Source organism: Actinokineospora sp., assembly GCF_052390155.1.
In the GTDB taxonomy this organism is placed as follows: domain Bacteria; phylum Actinomycetota; class Actinomycetes; order Mycobacteriales; family Pseudonocardiaceae; genus Actinokineospora.
The window spans coordinates 63,663-80,363 of record NZ_JBQTHF010000027.1 but is presented as its reverse complement, the minus strand read 5'-3'; the positions used below and the strand labels follow the sequence as shown (position 1 = coordinate 80,363).

The window sequence follows — 16,701 nt, the reverse complement described above, 5'->3', positions numbered from 1 at the left end:
ACCCTTTCCCTGGAGGACATCCCCCGTGTCGGAGCCGACCCCGGACGACCCGCGCGCGCAGTTGGCGCACCTTGTGCACGAGGCCGACGCGATGCCCGCCGGGCAGGCCAAGTGCGAGGCCCTGGAGCGGGCGGCGCGCGCCGCCGACGGCGCCGGGCACACCGACCTCGGGGTGACCGCGCGACTGGTCCTGGTGAACGCCCACCGCGAGATCCGCCGCTACGACCTGATGCTGACGCCGTTCGCGTGGCTGCGCGCGACCGAGAAGGCCAGTCCGCAGAGCTTCGACGAGTGGGCGCTGTACCAGTTCACCTGGATGCACAAGTGGCTGCCGACCGGCCTGCTGGGCGACCCGCGGTTCAGCCTGGCCCAGATCGAGTCCGTTGTGGACGAACTCGGCGAGCGCTACCGGTTGCAGGGCTATTCGCCGCACCCCGTGCACGACAAGCGGCGCACGCTCGCGCAGCACATCGGCGACACCGCGGCCGCGGACAGGCACTTCGCCGCGTGGCGGGCCGCCGAGCCCGACGACATGAGCGACTGCCCGGCGTGCGTGGTGGACAGCCAGGTCGCCTACTTCGTCTCCCGCGACCGGCACGAGGAGGCCATCGCCGCCGCGCACCAGGTGCTCACCGAGGAGTCGGACTGCACCGAGCAGCCGCACGGCGTGATGACCGCCCTGCTCGACGCCTACCTCGCCACCGGCAGGCTCGACGACGCCGCGAGCGCGCACCTGGTGTCCTACCGGGTTGTGCGCGACACCCCGCAGGCCCGCTCCGCGCTGCACGCGCACCTGCGGTTCTGCGCCGTCACCGGGAACGCGTCGCGCGGCCTGGACATCCTGGCGCGCAACCTGGACGTGCTCACCGACCCGCCGAGCCCCAAGGTGCTCCAGGACTTCGCGGCGGCCGCGGCGGTGCTGCTCGACCGGGTGGCCGACCGCGCCGAGCGGACCTTTACCCTCGGCGACCGAACGCTGACCGGCGAAGAACTGCGCGCGCACTGCGTCGACACCGCGCGCCGGACCGCGCGGGCGTTCGACCGTCGCAATGGGACGGACGCGGTGTCCACGCGGGTCGAGCGGGCCCTGGCGCTGCCCGACGCCGAGCCCGTGCTGCTGGCGGTGCCGGGGTCCGCGGTGCCCGCCACCCCGCTCGTCGCGGCACCGGCCGACCCTGCCGACCTGGCGCTGCGCGCGTGCGCGGCGATGGACGAGGGCGCCCTGTTCACCGGCGCGCGCCTGCTCGCCGGACTCCCGGCCGACCTCGACGCCACCCTGCCGGAGGGCCTCGCCGCCCGCGTCGCCGTGCACCGGGTGTGGCTGGCCTACGCCAGCGCGCCGGAGGAGCTGATCGACCGGCTGCGCGGCGTGCTGGCCCGGCTCGCGGTGGCCGGCGAGGACGCGGCGGTGGCCCGGCTGCACGCGTTCCTCGCCGACCTGCTGTCCTCGGCCAACGAGCCGGAGGAAGCCGCCGAACACGCCCGGCTCGCGCTGAGCGAGGCCGAGCGGCTCGGCGACGTGCTGGCCGTCATCCGCGCCCGACTCGCGACCGCGGACCTGGTCTCGACCACCGACCCGGTCGCCGCGCAGTCCGAAGTGGACGCCGCGGAGCTGGTCGCGGCGGAGCTGGCGCCGGACCGGTTGGGCAGCGTGCGCAAGGCCCGCGCGGAGTCGCTGGAACGCGCGGGCGACCGCGCGGGCGCGCTCGCGATCATCGAGGAGCTCACCGCCGAGGCCGACCGCTGGACCGAGTCGACCCGGCTCGCCGTGGCGGGCCAGCGGGCCCGGCTGCTCGCGGCGGCGGGCCGGGTCGAGGAGGCGGTCGAGCAGTTCGCGCGGTTCGTGGCGCTGGCCAAGACCTATCCGGGGCCGTGGGTCGCCGAGGCGCTGATGCAGTCGGCCAGCCTGGTCGACCAGGCCGATCTCGCGGGCGAGCACCTCCCGGTCCTGCTCGACACCGTCGCGGCGGCGCGGAGGTACCTGCCCGCCGCCGGCGTGGCGCAGGCGTGTCTGCACCTGTCGTCGGGGTATCTCGCCGCCGGTCGGGACGTGGAGGCCGCGGAGACGCTGGAAGAGGCCCTGCGGCTGATGCCCGCGGCGTACGAGGGCCCGGTCGCCGACATCCGCTACCGGCTCGGGATCGCGTGCCGAAATCTGGGTGAGACCGACACCGCGGCGGAGCACTTCGCCGCGGTGCTCGACGCCACCGAGGAGTCCGACCACGCCGTCCGCGGCCACGTCCTCTTCCAACTCGGCGACGCCCGCCTGGAATCCGGCGACTATCCGGGCGCCGCCGCCGCGTTCGAGGAGTCGGCCACGCTGTGGCGCGCCGCCGAGAACCCGATCGGCGCGGGCGAGGCCCTGGTCAAGCTCGCCCACGCGGTGGGCATGGCGGACATGCCCGCGGGCCTCAAAGCCCTGGACGACGCGGCCGCCCTGGTCGCCGACGAGTCGGCGCCTGGCGCGCTCGACCAGCTCGCCGACGTCATCGGCTTCCGGGTCGCTTTGCTTGCCCACCACGAACATTACGCGGACGCGCTCGCAGACAACCTGCGCGCCGAGGAGTACGCCGTGCGCCTCGGCAACAGCGAATGGCACGCCTTCCTCGCGGGCCGCGCCGCCCGGCTGCGGCTCGACCTGGGCGACCCGGCGGCCGCGGAGTCCGACGCCCGGCGCGCGGCGGCGCTGCTGCCGCAGGACGCGGAGCAGGACACGGTCGGCGCGGTGTTGGGGACGTTGGCGCGGACGTTGGAGGAACAGGGAAGGCCGGTCGACAGCGATCCCCTGGTCCGCACCCTGACGGCCCGCCTCGACGACTGACCGGGGCCCGCCGGTCACCGTGGCAAGGTGGCTGCCGCCACCTCGTTCACCGGACAAGGACGAGACCGCACGGGGCGCGACCACGTTCCCGACCGGGCAGGCTTGAGCACTACTCACCCGGCAGCTCGGAGCCTGGTCCGATCGGGGCATTGTGACCGAACGTGCCCGGACGACTACCCGGTAGCGGTATCGTTTGTTCGGGCGCTTGGGGCGAAAGGGGAACGGGCATGGGGATGCCGGACGTGGCGGGGGCGCCTGAGCCGACCGAGGTGGTGCCGGGCGTCGCCGCCGAGCGGCAGGTCGAGGTGCAGATCGCGCTCGGCAGGGTCAAGAACTGGGTGGGCGGGCTGTTCGGCCGCGAGTGGGACACCACGGTCGGCGGCGGCGGCGCGGGCGGGGAGTACCAGTTCGCCGACCTCGCCGAACTCGACGAGATCACCACCCTCTGGCGACACGAGTACGACGCCATCTACGCCGACGGCCTGCGGATACGCCAGGCGATCCAGCTCGTGCGGGCACCGGCCGAGGACGAGATGAGCACTGGCCAAGCCCGTGCCTTCGCCGACTCGCTCGAGCGACTGTACGAACACAACAAGGCGATGCTCGCCTACGCAGACGGCTACCTGACCAAGCTCCGGGCGGCGCGGGAGCAGATGGCCGCGACCGAGGACGCCAACACCTCGGCACTGCGCACCATCGACGGGATCGGCCAGTGAGCACCAGCCGACACCGCGACCGGATCCGATACCGCGACCGGGTCCTCGCCCTCGCCGCGGGAGTCGTGCTCGTCTCGACGGCGTGTTCGACCATCGCGACCGGCACCGCCGTGCCCGCACCGGGACCAACCACCCGCCCGAACAGCGACACGACCGGACCCGGGTCGACCACGTCAGCCGGTGCGAACAAGCGTTACGGCGCTCCCCCGGTGACCGTCCCACTCGACGCGAACCGATACCTGGCCGAACCCTGCGCCCTGCTCACCCCCGCGCAGATGGCCACCTTCAACATCACCAACCCCGGCATACCCGTCACCACCGGCGCGGTCGCCGAGTACGTCGGCCCGTACTGCAGTTGGCGAAGCGACGACACCCCCCGATCCCGGGGCTTCGTTGTCGGGCTGCTGCCCGGCAACAAGAACGGCCTTGCCGACACCTACCGCGGCCGCGGCCAGTTCGAACACTTCGAACCCACCACCGTCGACGACTACCCGGCGGTATTCAACAACTCCCCCGACCTGCGCAGCAAAGGCGACTGCAACATCACCGTGGGCATCTCGGAGACGTTGACCTTCAACGCGGCACAGAATTCCACTTTCGATACCGCCCAAACGGCGTGTGACGGGGCCAAGAAGTTGGCGTCCGCGGTGATCGCGACACTGAAAGCGGGGGGCTGAGGTGACGATGTCGGCGGAGCAGATCTACCGGAACTTCCGCGACGGGGCGGGCGGAACCGGGCTGGAACAGGCCGCCGCCATCGTGCGGGAACTGGCCGAGGCCTACGAGCGGCGGGCGGACTCGATCACCAGGTTGACCGGGCGGATGGAGTCGGTATGGCAGGGCGACGCGGCCGGTGCCGCGCAGCGCGGCGCGGGGCCGCTCGCCGTGGAACACGCCTTGGCGGCGCCGGACATGACCACCGCGCAGGACCTGACCAGCAGGCAGGTCGGCTCGTTCGACCACGCGCGCAACTCGGTGGTGCCCGTGCCGCCGATGCCGGACAAGCCCAGCCCGTGGGAGAACCTGCGCACTCTCGGCGGCGCGAACGACACATACGAGGACAAACTCGGCGAGCACAACGCCGCCGCCGAGCACAACGTCGCCGTGATGCGCGGCTACGCCGACGCCAGCGACCACAACACCGGCGCCATCCCGACGTCCTACGGAAGCCTGCTGGCCGACGAGGCCAGTGTTGCGGTGGCCGCACCGGCCACTTCGGACGGTCGAGTGGGCGGATTCCTCAACGAATCCACCGAATCCCGCTCCCCTGGCGACGACAGCCGACCGCGCGGCGCCGACACCGACCAGACCGTCACACCGTCCTACACGGACTCACCCAGCACGGTCACCCCCGCACCCGGCGCGACGGCGCCGAGCAGTCACACACCAACACCCGGCACTGGACCGAGTCCACACCAGCCCGCCGGGCCAGGCGGTGGAACCGCCGCCGGTTTCGTGCCCGGCGCGGGTCAACGCCCGGACGGCGGCGCGGCCGCGAAACCGCGCCCAGGCAGCGGACCCGGTGGCGGCAGGCCACCGGGATCAGCGGCTCCGGGCGAGGGTCGCGGCGCTGCCGGTGGTCCGCCGCAGGGCATCCGCACACCGGATTCGGGCCGCGGTACGGGAACCGGCGGGCCGGGCGCACGCGGCGGGTTCGGCCCCGGCCCGATCGGGGACGACGGCGCGCGTGTGGGCGGTCCGCGCGCGGGAGTCGCACCGTTGCCGACCGCGGGCGGCACGGAGAACACCGCGAGCCGGGGTGCGGCGGTGAACCGGGGCGGTACCGGTGTCGGTGTCGGTGGGATGGGCGCCGCGAGTGGGCGTCCGCCCGGCGGCGAGGACGCCGAGCACGAGCGGGCGCCGTTCCTGTTGGCGCGCGACCCGCACGAACTGTTCGGCACCGACGAGATCACCGCCCCACCGGTCATCGGCGCGTGACTGTCCACAATGGTGCTCGCGCGCAGGCTGGAACTGTCGGTGGATGTCCTGGCGTGGCTGGTCGCCTGGGCGAATCTGGGTGAACTGCACCGCACACTCGCCCCGACGCACAGGTGGCACCCGAAGTCCACCGGCCACGAGACTGCCGAGTTCGCCCGCGCCACCGTGGCCGAACTCGGGCTGGTGGACCGGCGTGACCGGTTGGACGTGGAGACAGCGGCTTCGCTGAGCGTGCTGTGCCGACCGCGAGTCGAGTTCTACGGCTGGATACACGACGGAGCGCGCACCGCCGGGGTGCTCGCCGCCGCGATCGGCGGGGAGGCCGTGTTCGCCGTCCGCGCAGGCGGCACCGTGTGGATCGGTCGAGCGCAGCCGAACCGGCTCGCGAAAACCCTGGTCGACCAGACTCCCGACGTGCGCGCCGGTCGCGGCGAGCCGGTGACCGTGTCGCGGCTCGACGCGGTGGCCGGGATCGGCGGCACGCGGCGCACCGCGAGCGGGATCGGCACTCGACCGGCGAGCGCCGAGGTCCGGCTCGCGCACCGGATCGCCGAACTGCCGTTGACCGGGTCCGGCGAACTGCATGTCGCGGTCCGCGACGACACGGGACGGCGGCGGCAGGCACCCCGCCCGTTGCGCTTCGGCGACACCGCGCACGGCCGGTGGCTCAACTTCGCCGTCGCCGGGCCCGGTGGGGACGACCGGATTCTGCTCGCCCCCGCGGGCAGGCCCGAGCTGGCCGCGAAGCTGATGGACATGCGCCGGGCACTCAGGTAGCCGCCTGTTCGTCGAGCAGGTGCAGGCACGATGAGCACGCACGCACCCTGGTGGAGTCGGTCGGGTCTGGTCCGGGCGCGATCAGCCAGGTGCCGCACAGCGCGAAGCCCGCGCCGCCGTCGGACACCGCACCCGCCGACCAGGCGTGCACCACGTCTCGTTGCAGCACACCGGTTCCCCACTGTCCACTGGGGATCGTTCGAGCTGGAACGGACGCGGCGCAGTCAGCACAGTTCGGCCAGCGTGCCCAGATCCGGCGCACGTCGGGAGCGTGCAGACAGGGCGAGCCGCACACCGCGTAGTAGGTGACGCCGAACTGGTGCGAAGTGGACCGCGCGTCGGGTTCGACCCAGTGCCGCAACTGTCGAAACACTCCCGCCATCCAGCCAACGGGCGGTTCGGCGAGGATGCGATCTAGCTCCGCCATGTCGGGTCTCCCCGGCGGTCGGCCAGTCGGTCGCCGACGATGAGCTGGCAGGCGAGGCAGCGCGGTCCGTCGTCTGCGCACATCACCCGGGTGTTGGGCGCGGTGTGCGAGCACTCCGCCCAGTGCGCGATCTCGGTGTCGAGGTTGCGGTAGAACGCCTGCCGCCGCCGGTAGCCGCGCGCCCAGGCCGCCAGCACCGCGCCGACACCCGTGCCCGCGACCAGGCCGAGGAAGCCGACCACCAGCCAACTTTGCGTCATCGAGGTGCCCTTTCGTCGTATCGGCGGACAGGGCGGCGCCGGGACGCCGGTTTCGGGGGCAACCGTCCCGATGGAGGAGGACTGCCCTGTCCGCTCAGGGCCGACCGGGCCACGGGCCGCTTCACCACCAAGCGGAGGGCCGTCCCGTGAGGGGTGTGACCCGGTCGACCTACACACGGGTACATCTATGCAACTGCACACTTCCATATCTCGAAAGAGTGAATCGCGCGAGCACGCGTCTTCGGTAGGCTGCTTGCATGGCAACTCCGACGCGAGCCAAGAAACGCCTGGGCCAGTTCCTCGGCGAACTGCGCAACCACGCGGGAAAGACGCTGCTGGACGCGGCGCGCGAACTGAAGACCTCCGACAGCACGGTGAGCCGGTACGAGTCCGGCGACGTCCTGCCGGTCTGGTCCTCGGTCAAGGCGCTGATCGACTACTACAAGGCCGACGACGAGGCACGCCTGGCGGCGGTCCGGCTGTGGGAGACCGCCGACGACGAACCCGCGCCGGTGCGGCTGCCACTGGGCACCTCACGAGCGTTCCGTCGATTCGTCAACGCGGAGCGCGAAGGCACCACCGAGCGGATCATCGCCCCGGTGGTGGTGCCCGGCCTGTTGCAGACCGAGCGCTACGTGCGCGCGATCAACGCCAACATCCCTCGATACCACAATCCAGACGCTCGCATCGAAGGACATGTCACCTCAAGACTCAACCGTCAGCGGCAACTCGAAGGCCCGGACGCGCTTGTCCTGCACGCGGTGATCGACGAAGCCGTCATCCGGCGCGAGGTCGGCGGCCGGGATGTCATGCACGAGCAACTGGCCCGACTGCTCGTGCTCGGTGCCCGGCCGAACATCACCGTGCAGGTCCTGCTGTTCGGCGCGGGTGTCTACGGCACCATGTCCGGGCCGTGCATGATCATCGACTTTCCCGAGCCCGACGATCTCGCGGGCGTGTACCTCGAATACCCGGCCGGTGGCGCGTGGGTGGAGAATGACGACGATGTCAGACGCTTCACCACCATGTTCGAGGACGCGTCCGCCGCCGCGCTGTCACCAGGCGACACGGCGGACCTGATACGTCAGAAGATGAGGGCATTCGAGAACCATGACCAACCGCACTACGAGGTGGCGAACGAGTAGCAAGTCAGGCAGCGCGAACGAGTGCGTCGAACTGGACCGCGGGGCGGAACGCACGGCGATCCGGGACAGCAAGGCACCCGGAGCGGGTCTGCTGGCCTTCGGCGACCAACCGTTCCAAGCGTTCCTGCACACCGTGCGGGCCGCCGTCGCGAACCGCTGACCACGTGCCCTGGTGGTGCCCGTCGAGACCGTGAGTTGTCCTGGCGGGCACCATCAGGCAGCACCGCCCCGGCCTGCCTGCTCAGTGCCTGCGCTGGGCTCTGGCCCCCGCGTAGAGGCAGACGGCGGCGGCAGCGGCCAAGTTGAGGCTCTCGGCGGCCCCGTACAGCGGGACCCTCAGCACGGAGTCCATGTCCCCCAACACTTCCGCGGTCAACCCGTGCGCCTCGCTGCCGAACACCCAGGCCGTCGGCTGGGCCAACTCCCCGGTGTCCTGCGCCTCGTCGAGATCACGCGCCACGTGTCCATCGGCCGCGACGAGGCGTAGGCCCGCCGCCCGGCAGGCGGTGAGAACTGTTGGCACGTCACGGGATCGGGCCAGCGGCAGGTGGAAGACACTGCCGGTGGACGCGCGGACGCACTTGCCGTTGTGCGGATCGACGGTGTCGCCCGCGAAGATCACCGCGCCCGCTCCCGCCGCGTCGGCCACCCGGGTGACGGTGCCCGCGTTGCCGGGGTCGGCGACGCCAACGAGGACGGCGACCAGCCTCGGTGCAGCCGACAGCGCGTCGGCGAGTGGTCGGTCGATGAGGTCGCAGACGGCGACGATGCCTTGCGGGGTAATGGTTTCCGACAGACCGGAGGCGGCCTTGTCGGTCACGAACGACACGGTGACGCGGGCGCGCTCGGCTTCGGCGAGCAGGTCGGCGTTGCGCTCGGCGGCGGCCTCGGTGACGAACAAGTCGTGCACGTGCCCGTGGAGCAGGGCCTCGCGAACCGCCTGGGCGCCCTCGGCGAGGAAGCGGCCCGCCTTCTCCCGGCCCGCGCGGCGGGTCAGGTGTCGAGCGGCAGCGACCCGGGGCGTTCGTTCGGTGAACGCCCCGGGTCGCTGAACCGTGCTCAGGAAGCGGCCTTGCCCTGGGTGCCCGCGTTGCCCCGGGCCAGGTCGACCAGCGCGGCGAACGCGGTCGGGTCGCTCACGGCGAGTTCGGCGAGGATCTTGCGGTCCACCTCGACCTCGGCGACGCGCAGTCCCTCGATGAACCGGTTGTAGCTCATGCCGTTCTGGCGCGCCGCGGCGTTGATCCGCTGGATCCACAGCTTGCGGAAGTCGCCCGTGCGGGCGCGACGGTCCCGGTAGGCGTAGTTGAGCGAGTGGAGCACCTGCTCCTTGGCCTTGCGGTAGAGCCGCGAGCGCTGGCCGCGGTAACCGCTGGCGAGCTCAAGAGTCGTGCGGCGCTTCTTTTGGGCGTTGACCGCCCGCTTGACGCGTGCCACGGTTCCGTCCTGTCGATCTAGTGGGCGGGGGTGACCCCACCCGGGTGGTCATCGGGTCTGGGTGGCCTCAGCGGCCGAGCAGCTTCTTGAGCCGCTTGACGTCCGGCTTCGCGACCTCTTCGGTGCCGGAGAGCCTGCGGGTCAGCGACGTCGGCTTCTTCTCCAGCTTGTGCCGGAGACCGGCCTGCTGACGGCGAAGCTTGCCCGTGCCGGTGACGCGAACGCGCTTGGCGGTCCCGGAATGGGTCTTCATCTTCGGCATGATCAATCCTCGTCTCGTGCCGCCATCGAGCCCACTCGTGGCGACCTTCGGGGTGTTCTCCGACCGGGTCTCCCCGGTCACTCCTCGGTGGAGCTCGCGCTCGGTTCTTCGGAGTCCGCGCTCGCCGGGGTCGCCTTCGGCTTCGGCTTCACGTTCTTGTGGGGTGCCAGCACCATGATCATGTTGCGGCCGTCCTGCTTGGCGGACGACTCGACGAAGCCCAGCTCCTGCACATCGTCGGCGAGCCGCTGCAGCAGTCGGAAGCCCAACTCGGGGCGGGACTGCTCGCGGCCGCGGAACATGATGGTGACCTTGACCTTGTTCCCGTGTTCGAGGAAGCGCACGACATTGCGCTTCTTGGTCTCGTAGTCGTGGGAGTCGATCTTCGGTCGGAGCTTCTGCTCCTTGATGACGGTGAGCACCTGATTACGCCGAGACTCGCGGGCCTTCTGCGCGCTCTCGTACTTGAACTTCCCGAAGTCCATGAGCTTGCAGACGGGCGGGCGAGCCTGGGGTGCGACCTCGACGAGATCAAGATCCGCTTCCTGCGCCAGTCGGAGCGCGTCCTCGATGCGGACGATTCCGACCTGCTCGCCGTTGGGTCCGACGAGTCGGACCTCCGGCACGCGAATGCGGTCGTTGATGCGTGTCTCCGTGCTGATGGGGCCTCCTAGGTCCGTTGCGATCCCCGCCTGCCTGTCGGAGGCAGACGCGTCACCCGAATGCGGTCATTCGCGTGACGTGCGCGCGGCGCGTGAGGTCCCCTGAACTGCGTCGGGCCCCGTCGCCGCACTGGCGTGACGAGGCCCGCTTCCTACCGATCCCCGGCTTGACGCCGAGACACCACAGCCCCCACCGGAAATCCGGGGGGTCGTGGCGACCGGACCCGGCCGCCTCGCGGTGACTCGGGTGGGAGCGGGGGCTCCACTTTGCCGCCCCCGCGCATACGGGGGCTGGTCGCGCATGGAATGGTAGCAGACCGTGAACAACACCTCCGCCACCACCGGGGACAACCACCGTGACCTGGTCGACATTCCCAGCGTGGAGGTGATCAGCCGGGCGGCAGTGCTGCTCATGTCGGCCGCCGCCGAGCGGCTCGGCCTGTCCGACGCCGATCCCGACACCAGCCCGCACCGCGACCTGGACGAGGCGCGCAGGCTCATCACCGCGCTCGCGGGGCTGGTCACGGCGTCGGTGGAGTACCTCGGCCCGCACGCGGCCCCGATCCGCGACGGGCTGCAGTCGCTGCAGCGGGCGTTCCGCGAGGCGTCCGCGTTCCCCGACGACCCCGGCCAGGGCCCCGGCGAGAAGTTCACCGGCCCGGTGCACACGGCCTAGCCCAGCGGTACCAGACCTCGGGGCGCCCGACCGTGCCGTACTGCGGCTTGCGCACCGCGAGGCCGTTGTCGGCCAGGTACTCCAGGTACCGCCGCGCGGTGACCCGGGAGACGCCGACCACGTCGGCCGCGGCGCCCGCGGACAGGCCATCGCCCGCCGCGCACACGGCGGCCCGCACCGCGTCCAGGGTCTGGCCGCTCATCCCCTTGGGCAGGGCGAGGCCCTCGGAGCCGCGCAGCGCGCCGAACGCCTCGTCCACCTCGGCCTGCCCGGCGACCTCGCGCCTGCCGCTGACCCGGTCGCGGAACTTCGCGTAGCCGTCCAGCTTGTTCCGCAGGCCGGCGAAGGTGAACGGCTTGAGCAGGTACTGCACCACGCCCGCGGACACCGCGGCCCGCACGACGGCGAGGTCGCGCGCGGAGGTCACCGTGATCACGTCGGCGGTGCGGCCTGCGGCGCGCAGTGCCCGAACGACCTCCAGGCCATGCGTGTCGGGCAGGTAGAGGTCGAGCAGCACGAGGTCGACCGGGTTCGCGTCGAGAAAGCGCAGCGCGTCGCGGCCGGAGTGCACGACGCCCGCCACGGTGAACCCGGGCACCCGCTCGACGTAGTTCCGGTGCGCGTCGGCCGCGACCGGGTTGTCCTCGACCACCAGCACCGTGATCACGCGGGCAGCCGCACCGTGAACACCGCGCCGACGTCGCGGCCGACCTCGATCGCGCCGCCCGCGCGCCGCACGGCCTGGCCGACGAGCGCGAGGCCCAGCCCCCGGTCGCCGCCCTGCTTGGTGGACCAGCCGCGGCGGAACACCTGGTCGACCGCGTTCGGCTGCAGACCGCGACCGGTGTCGGACACCCGCAGCACCAGCTCGCGGGCCTCGATCCGCGCGGACACGAATACCTGCGGACGGCCCTGGTCCGCACCGTCGACGGCCGCGTCGACGGCCGCGTCGACGGCATTGTCGATCAGGTTGCCCAGGATGGTGACCAGGTCGCGGGCGCCGATCGCGGTGTCGGCGATCTCGGTGTCGGGCGACACGACCAACTCGACGCCGCGCTCGCTGGCCGCGGCGGCCTTGCCCAGCAGCAGGGCGGCGAGGACCGGCTCGGACACCGCGGCCACCACCTGGTCGGTGAGCCGCTGCGCGATCGCCAGCTCGCCGGTCGCGAACTCGACGGCCTCGTCCGGGCGGCCCAGCTCCACCAGCGACACCACGGTGTGCAGCCGGTTCGCCGCCTCGTGCGCCTGCGACCGCAGCGACTCGGCGAACCCGCGCACCGAGTCCAGCTCGCCGGTCAGCGCCTGCAGATCAGTTCGATCACGCAGGGTCACCACGGTACCCAACGCGCGGCCGTCGAACCGCACGGTCGAGGAGTTCACCACCAGCACGCGGGTGTCGGTCAGGTGCAGCTCGTCGCGCATCTCTGTGCCCGCGAGCAAGCTCTCCACCAGCGCTTCCGGTAGGCCGAGGTCCTCGATACGCCTGCCATCGGCGTCCGGCGGCAGGTCGAGCAGGGCGCGCACGCCGTCGTTGCACAGCGTCACCCGGTGGTTCGGGTCGACCAGCACCAGGCCCTCGCGCACGGCGTGCAGGATCGACTCGTGGTACTTGATCATCCGGGTGAGCTGGGCCGGGGCGAGGCCGCCGGTCTGCCTGCGCAGCCGCCTGCTCACCAGGTAGGTGCCGAGCGCGCCGACAGCCAGCGCCAGGACCGCGATCCCGATCAGCGGCAGCACCCGGTCGGCCACCTGCGCGCTGATCGCCGAGAGCGTGATCCCCGCGCTGACCAGCCCGACCACCCGGCGGTCGGCGCCGAACACCGGGACCACCGCGCGCACCGACGGGCCGAGCGTGCCCGTATAGGTCTCGGTGAACGCCCGGCCCGCCAGCGCCTCGCGGGTGTTGCCGAGGAACCGGCCGCCGATCATCGCCGGGTTGGGATGGGTGTAGCGCACGCCGTCCGGGCTCATGATCGTGATGAAGTCGACGCCGGTGTCGGCGAGCACGGTCTGCGCGTAGGGCTGCAGCATCGCGCTCGGGTCGGGCCCGGTGACCGCGTCGACCACCGACGGCGCGTCGGCGATCGCCCTGGCCAGCGCGGTGACATTGGCCGCGCTGGCCTCCTGCGCCCGGTCGGCGACGTCGACCCAGGCCAGCGCCGCGCCACCGGCCACCAGCAGGCCCACGATGACCACCTGGAGCACGAGCAACTGCCGCGCCAGGCTCCACTGCTTGCGCCCGTTCATGCCGACAGTGTGACCGTAATGAACGCAATGGTGACCGGGGCCACACCAGCGGGGATGGTCATCGCCATTCCCCCGGACCGAGTCCCCACCGGGTCCGCCCCAGAGAGGCAGGACTGTGTCGACACCGCACTCCGACCGCGCCGCGCCCCGGCGCAAAGACCGGACGCACTACCTCTACATCGCTGTCATAGCCGCTGTCGTGCTCGGTATCGTCGTCGGCTTCGCCGCGCCCGAGTTCGCCAAGTCGCTCAAGCCGCTGGGCACCGGCTTCGTCAACCTGATCAAGATGATGATCAGCCCGATCATCTTCTGCACCATCGTGCTCGGCGTCGGCTCGGTGGCCAAGGCCAAGCAGGTCGGCCGGGTCGGCGGGATGGCGCTGGGCTACTTCCTGGTGATGTCGACAGTCGCACTTGCCATCGGCCTGATGGTGGGCAACCTGCTGCACCCCGGCGACGGCCTGCAGCTCACCGACGCGCTGCGTGCCAAGGGCGAGGCGCAGGTCAAGACGGCCGAGAGCACGACCGAGTTCATCCTCGGCATCATCCCGACCACGCTGGTCTCGGCGTTCACCGAGGGCGAGGTGCTGCAGACGCTGCTGATCGCGCTGCTGGCGGGCTTCGCGCTGCAGACACTGGGCACCAAGGGCGAGCCGGTGCTGCGCGGCATCGGACACCTCCAGCGGCTGATCTTCCGCATCCTGGCGATGATCATGTGGGTGGCGCCGATCGGCGCGTTCGGCGCGATCGCGGCGGTGGTCGGCGAGACCGGCGGCGCCGCGCTCAAGAGCCTCGCGGTAATCATGCTCGGCTTCTATGCCACTTGCATAGTCTTCGTCGTCGGCGTGCTCGGCGTGCTGCTGTGGGTGGTCGCGCGGGTCAACCTGTTCGCGCTGCTGCGCTATCTCGGCCGCGAGTTCCTGCTGATCCTGTCGACGTCGTCCTCGGAGGTGGCGCTGCCCCGGCTGATCGCCAAGATGGAGCACCTGGGCGTGAGCAAGCCGGTCGTGGGCATCACGGTGCCGACCGGGTACTCGTTCAACCTCGACGGGACCGCGATCTACCTGACCATGGCCACCCTGTTCGTGGCCAACGCGATGGGCACGCCGCTCTCGGCGGGCGAACAGATCTCGCTGATGGTGTTCATGGTGATCGCGTCCAAGGGCGCGGCGGGCGTCACCGGGGCCGGCCTGGCCACCCTGGCGGGCGGACTGCAGTCGCACCGGCCGGAACTGGTCGACGGCGTCGGCCTGATCGTCGGGATCGACCGGTTCATGTCCGAGGCGCGGGCGCTGACCAACTTCGCGGGCAACGCCGTGGCCACCGTGCTGATCGGCACCTGGACCAAGGAATTCGACCGCGATCAGGCCGACCGGGTACTCGGCGGCGATGACCCGTTCGACGAGTCCGCACTGGCCGACGACGAGCACGGCACGGTGCCCGGACCCCGCCCGGAGGGCGAGAACCAGAAACCCGCACAGCCCGCGGTGCAAGGTGCACATTAGGGCGTAGCCTGCCCGCACAGCGATCGTTGAACGAAGCGAACCGCCCGCGTCCGATGCCCCCGGACCGGGCGGTTCGGCATTTCCGCGCCCCGTGGTGATAGAACTGAGTGAGCATCGCTCGAAAAACAGAGCAGTGATCTCCCGCTCGGCCTGGCAGGCGTCCGGGCGGCACTGGGCGGCACCCGCGCGGCCACGGCAGGCTTCGTCCTGGCCCACCTCGGCGCGGGCCTGATGCTGCCCTATTACGGGGCCGAGACGTTCGGGCTGAACGCGGTCGGGCAGCAGGCCGTGCGCTCCGGCGACGTCGGCGTGCTCGACCTCACGGGCCTGATCCGGGACGGCGGCGTGCAGCTCGGCCTGTTCGGCGCGGGCCTGCTGGTCTTCGCCGCCGCCGGGGTGCTGGTCGCGGTCGCGCTGTGGCACTCGGGTGCGGCTGCCCGGTGGTCGGGCGTGGTGTTCGCGGCGGGCCCGGTCCTGTACCTGCCGCAGTTCTTCGGCCCGCCCGCGCTGCGGATGGCGCACGGCGTACTCTTCGCGGTCGGGTGCGTGCTGGTCGCGTGGGCTACAGCCGCACGGACACGATCTTCTGCCCGTCGGTAGTCACCACGTCGACAGCGGCGACTTCGGCCGGGTCCACCAGGGCGGCGCCGTCGAGGGTGGTGCCCTCGCGGGAGCCCTTCTCCGACACCAGCCAGCTCCCCGCGACCACCGGATCGCCCGTGCGCGGCACCACGCGCAGCAGGCAGCGGGCGCCAGTGGGCGCGCCCTTGACCGTGACGTTGACCCGGACCCAGCCCCCCTGTGGGACGAGCCGGACGGCCATTACCGCACCGGAGTCGGGGTCGGTGGCCTCGGCGATCCGGGCGTTCGACGGCACCGGCGCCGCGATGCCCGTGTCCGGGGCGGTGCCGCGGCCGACGACGAAGCCACCGCCGAGGGTGATCGCGGCGAGCACCGCGACTCCGGCGGCCACCAGTGCCCGCGAGCGGCGCGGCGGCGCCTGCGCGCTCATCCGCCGCAGCGTGCGCTGTAGCACCAGGTCGTTGTCGGGCGGGCCGTCGAGGAACGCCTCGGGCGGGATCTCGTCGAGCGCGCCGCGCAGCGCGGCCAGGTCGGCCACTTCGCGGCGGCAGTCGGGGCAGTTCGCGAGGTGCGCCCGCACCGCCTGGGCCTCGCGCGGGTCGAGGGCACCGAGGACGTAGGCGCCCAACTGCTCGCGGTTGTGCTGGGGCGCGCTCATCTGGTCACCTCCGTCTCGCCTGGACCCATGACGCCGCGGAGGGCGCGCAGGGCGTGGTACGACCTCGATTTCACGGTACCCGGCGGTATCCCCAGGACCCGGGCGGCTTCGGCGACCGACCGGCCCCGGTAGTACAGCTCCACCAGCACCGCTCGGTGCTCCGGGGAGAGGTGGTCCATGGCGCCGAGGACGGCCATCGAGTCGACCACGTCCTGGGCGTGGTCGCGCTCGACACCGGGCACGTCCAGCGGCTCCCCGACCTCCTGGGGCCGCGCCGCCCGGGCGCGAACCCGGTCGGTGACGATGTTGCGGGCCACGGTGAGCAGCCAGCCGCGCACCGAGCCCTTGCCGTCGTCGGCGAGCTTGTCCGCGTGCTTCCAGGCCCGCAACAGCGTCTCCTGCACGACGTCCTCCGCGGCGGCCCGGTCGCCGGTCAGCCGGGTGGCGTAGGCCAGCAGGGCCCGGCCGTGCTCGGCGTAGAGGAATCGGACCAGGTCCTCGCCCGCCACCGGCTTGCGGCGGCGCGGCCGCAATCCTGGGAACGTCACCCCTGCCCTCACCTGCCCCCGGCACTCGGCTCGTCGGAACG

The 16,701-nt window shown here is 71.9% G+C and carries 20 protein-coding genes; 10 read left to right on the top strand and 10 right to left on the bottom strand.

Annotated features, from left to right (window positions below):
• The first annotated feature begins 25 nt into the window (after positions 1–25).
• The 5 genes from ACT4N7_RS10080 to ACT4N7_RS10060 all read left to right on the top strand — a co-directional run bounded on the left by ACT4N7_RS10080 (position 26) and on the right by ACT4N7_RS10060 (position 6,252).
• Positions 26–2,821 (top strand): tetratricopeptide repeat protein, encoded by a 2,796-nt coding sequence (locus ACT4N7_RS10080; RefSeq protein WP_444828369.1) that lies wholly within the window; start codon positions 26–28, stop codon positions 2,819–2,821.
• Between the two features lie 227 nt (positions 2,822–3,048).
• Positions 3,049–3,537 (top strand): hypothetical protein, encoded by a 489-nt coding sequence (locus ACT4N7_RS10075; protein WP_444828368.1) that lies wholly within the window; start codon positions 3,049–3,051, stop codon positions 3,535–3,537.
• Positions 3,534–4,214: a DUF3558 domain-containing protein gene (locus ACT4N7_RS10070; protein WP_444828367.1), complete on the top strand. Its 681-nt coding sequence runs from the start codon at positions 3,534–3,536 to the stop codon at positions 4,212–4,214. Before ACT4N7_RS10075 ends, ACT4N7_RS10070 begins: the two co-directional genes overlap by 4 nt.
• Before the next feature lie 7 nt (positions 4,215–4,221).
• A complete protein-coding gene (locus ACT4N7_RS10065; RefSeq protein WP_444828366.1) occupies positions 4,222–5,475 on the top strand; it encodes a hypothetical protein in 1,254 nt (417 codons plus the stop codon).
• A gap of 9 nt (positions 5,476–5,484) precedes the next feature.
• Complete coding sequence (locus tag ACT4N7_RS10060) at positions 5,485–6,252, top strand: ESX secretion-associated protein EspG (RefSeq protein WP_444828365.1); 768 nt, start codon at positions 5,485–5,487, stop codon at positions 6,250–6,252.
• On the opposite strand, the gene ACT4N7_RS10055 is transcribed toward ACT4N7_RS10060, so the two are convergent.
• Both ACT4N7_RS10055 and ACT4N7_RS10050 read right to left on the bottom strand, forming a co-directional pair.
• Positions 6,245–6,679, bottom strand: coding sequence for a hypothetical protein (locus ACT4N7_RS10055; protein WP_444828364.1), 435 nt, complete (start codon positions 6,677–6,679; stop codon positions 6,245–6,247). The two genes, ACT4N7_RS10060 and ACT4N7_RS10055, sit on opposite strands and share 8 nt — an antisense overlap.
• Positions 6,667–6,939 (bottom strand): hypothetical protein, encoded by a 273-nt coding sequence (locus ACT4N7_RS10050; protein WP_444828363.1) that lies wholly within the window; start codon positions 6,937–6,939, stop codon positions 6,667–6,669. The genes ACT4N7_RS10055 and ACT4N7_RS10050 overlap by 13 nt, the downstream gene beginning before the upstream one ends.
• Positions 6,940–7,196: 257 nt before the next feature.
• On the opposite strand from ACT4N7_RS10050, the gene ACT4N7_RS10045 reads away from it, so the two are divergent.
• Both ACT4N7_RS10045 and ACT4N7_RS10040 read left to right on the top strand, forming a co-directional pair.
• Positions 7,197–8,084, top strand: coding sequence for a helix-turn-helix domain-containing protein (locus ACT4N7_RS10045; protein ID WP_444828362.1), 888 nt, complete (start codon positions 7,197–7,199; stop codon positions 8,082–8,084).
• The gene (locus ACT4N7_RS10040) at positions 8,050–8,244 is read left to right on the top strand and encodes a DUF397 domain-containing protein (RefSeq protein WP_444828361.1); all 195 of its coding nucleotides are present in this window, start codon (positions 8,050–8,052) and stop codon (positions 8,242–8,244) included. The genes ACT4N7_RS10045 and ACT4N7_RS10040 overlap by 35 nt, the downstream gene beginning before the upstream one ends.
• Before the next feature lie 81 nt (positions 8,245–8,325).
• Here ACT4N7_RS10040 and ACT4N7_RS10035 read toward each other — a convergent pair whose 3' ends face one another.
• The 4 genes from ACT4N7_RS10035 to infC form a co-directional block, all read right to left on the bottom strand.
• Positions 8,326–9,147, bottom strand: coding sequence for a TrmH family RNA methyltransferase (locus tag ACT4N7_RS10035; protein ID WP_444828428.1), 822 nt, complete (start codon positions 9,145–9,147; stop codon positions 8,326–8,328).
• Positions 9,144–9,521 (bottom strand): 50S ribosomal protein L20, encoded by a 378-nt coding sequence (gene rplT, locus ACT4N7_RS10030; RefSeq protein WP_444828360.1) that lies wholly within the window; start codon positions 9,519–9,521, stop codon positions 9,144–9,146. The genes ACT4N7_RS10035 and rplT overlap by 4 nt, the downstream gene beginning before the upstream one ends.
• Before the next feature lie 67 nt (positions 9,522–9,588).
• Positions 9,589–9,783 (bottom strand): 50S ribosomal protein L35, encoded by a 195-nt coding sequence (gene rpmI / locus ACT4N7_RS10025; RefSeq protein WP_444828359.1) that lies wholly within the window; start codon positions 9,781–9,783, stop codon positions 9,589–9,591.
• 77 nt (positions 9,784–9,860) lie between these two features.
• Positions 9,861–10,469, bottom strand: a complete 609-nt coding sequence (gene infC, locus ACT4N7_RS10020; protein ID WP_444828427.1) for a translation initiation factor IF-3 — start codon at positions 10,467–10,469, stop codon at positions 9,861–9,863.
• A 295-nt stretch (positions 10,470–10,764) separates the two neighbouring features.
• Between infC and ACT4N7_RS10015 the strand changes: the two genes are divergently transcribed.
• Positions 10,765–11,121 (top strand): DUF1844 domain-containing protein, encoded by a 357-nt coding sequence (locus ACT4N7_RS10015; RefSeq protein ID WP_444828358.1) that lies wholly within the window; start codon positions 10,765–10,767, stop codon positions 11,119–11,121.
• Here the strand turns inward: ACT4N7_RS10015 and ACT4N7_RS10010 are convergent.
• Both ACT4N7_RS10010 and ACT4N7_RS10005 read right to left on the bottom strand, forming a co-directional pair.
• Positions 11,096–11,788 carry a response regulator gene (locus ACT4N7_RS10010; RefSeq protein ID WP_444828357.1) on the bottom strand — a complete coding sequence of 231 codons (693 nt, stop codon included), beginning with the start codon at positions 11,786–11,788 and terminating at the stop codon, positions 11,096–11,098. The two genes, ACT4N7_RS10015 and ACT4N7_RS10010, sit on opposite strands and share 26 nt — an antisense overlap.
• Positions 11,785–13,368: an ATP-binding protein gene (locus ACT4N7_RS10005; RefSeq protein ID WP_444828356.1), complete on the bottom strand. Its 1,584-nt coding sequence runs from the start codon at positions 13,366–13,368 to the stop codon at positions 11,785–11,787. The genes ACT4N7_RS10010 and ACT4N7_RS10005 overlap by 4 nt, the downstream gene beginning before the upstream one ends.
• Positions 13,369–13,483: 115 nt before the next feature.
• On the opposite strand from ACT4N7_RS10005, the gene ACT4N7_RS10000 reads away from it, so the two are divergent.
• Together ACT4N7_RS10000 and ACT4N7_RS09995 are read left to right on the top strand one after the other, a co-directional pair.
• On the top strand, positions 13,484–14,872 hold the full coding sequence (locus ACT4N7_RS10000; RefSeq protein WP_444828355.1) for a cation:dicarboxylate symporter family transporter: 1,389 nt from the start codon (positions 13,484–13,486) through the stop codon (positions 14,870–14,872).
• Positions 14,873–15,103: 231 nt separating this feature from the next.
• Positions 15,104–15,472: a hypothetical protein gene (locus ACT4N7_RS09995; protein WP_444828354.1), complete on the top strand. Its 369-nt coding sequence runs from the start codon at positions 15,104–15,106 to the stop codon at positions 15,470–15,472.
• Here the strand turns inward: ACT4N7_RS09995 and ACT4N7_RS09990 are convergent.
• Together ACT4N7_RS09990 and ACT4N7_RS09985 are read right to left on the bottom strand one after the other, a co-directional pair.
• Entirely contained in the window at positions 15,435–16,112 is a 678-nt protein-coding gene (locus ACT4N7_RS09990; protein ID WP_444828353.1) for an anti-sigma factor family protein, read from the bottom strand. The genes ACT4N7_RS09995 and ACT4N7_RS09990 overlap by 38 nt on opposite strands.
• Entirely contained in the window at positions 16,109–16,660 is a 552-nt protein-coding gene (locus ACT4N7_RS09985; RefSeq protein ID WP_444828352.1) for a sigma-70 family RNA polymerase sigma factor, read from the bottom strand. Before ACT4N7_RS09985 ends, ACT4N7_RS09990 begins: the two co-directional genes overlap by 4 nt.
• Between the last annotated feature and the right edge of the window lie 41 nt (positions 16,661–16,701).

Bases quoted from the DNA above. Each gene is read 5' to 3' on its own strand.
- ACT4N7_RS10075 (WP_444828368.1), top strand. From the start codon at position 3,049: ATGGGGATGCCGGACGTGGCGGGGGCGCCTGAGCCGACCGAGGTGGTG.
- ACT4N7_RS10065 (WP_444828366.1), top strand. From the start codon at position 4,222: ATGTCGGCGGAGCAGATCTACCGGAACTTCCGCGACGGGGCGGGCGGA.
- ACT4N7_RS10060 (WP_444828365.1), top strand. From the start codon at position 5,485: ATGGTGCTCGCGCGCAGGCTGGAACTGTCGGTGGATGTCCTGGCGTGG.
- ACT4N7_RS10055 (WP_444828364.1), bottom strand. From the start codon at position 6,679: ATGGCGGAGCTAGATCGCATCCTCGCCGAACCGCCCGTTGGCTGGATG.
- ACT4N7_RS10050 (WP_444828363.1), bottom strand. From the start codon at position 6,939: ATGACGCAAAGTTGGCTGGTGGTCGGCTTCCTCGGCCTGGTCGCGGGC.
- ACT4N7_RS10045 (WP_444828362.1), top strand. From the start codon at position 7,197: ATGGCAACTCCGACGCGAGCCAAGAAACGCCTGGGCCAGTTCCTCGGC.
- ACT4N7_RS10040 (WP_444828361.1), top strand. From the start codon at position 8,050: ATGACCAACCGCACTACGAGGTGGCGAACGAGTAGCAAGTCAGGCAGC.
- rpmI (WP_444828359.1), bottom strand. From the start codon at position 9,783: ATGCCGAAGATGAAGACCCATTCCGGGACCGCCAAGCGCGTTCGCGTC.
- ACT4N7_RS10005 (WP_444828356.1), bottom strand. From the start codon at position 13,368: ATGAACGGGCGCAAGCAGTGGAGCCTGGCGCGGCAGTTGCTCGTGCTC.
- ACT4N7_RS09995 (WP_444828354.1), top strand. From the start codon at position 15,104: ATGCTGCCCTATTACGGGGCCGAGACGTTCGGGCTGAACGCGGTCGGG.
- ACT4N7_RS09990 (WP_444828353.1), bottom strand. From the start codon at position 16,112: ATGAGCGCGCCCCAGCACAACCGCGAGCAGTTGGGCGCCTACGTCCTC.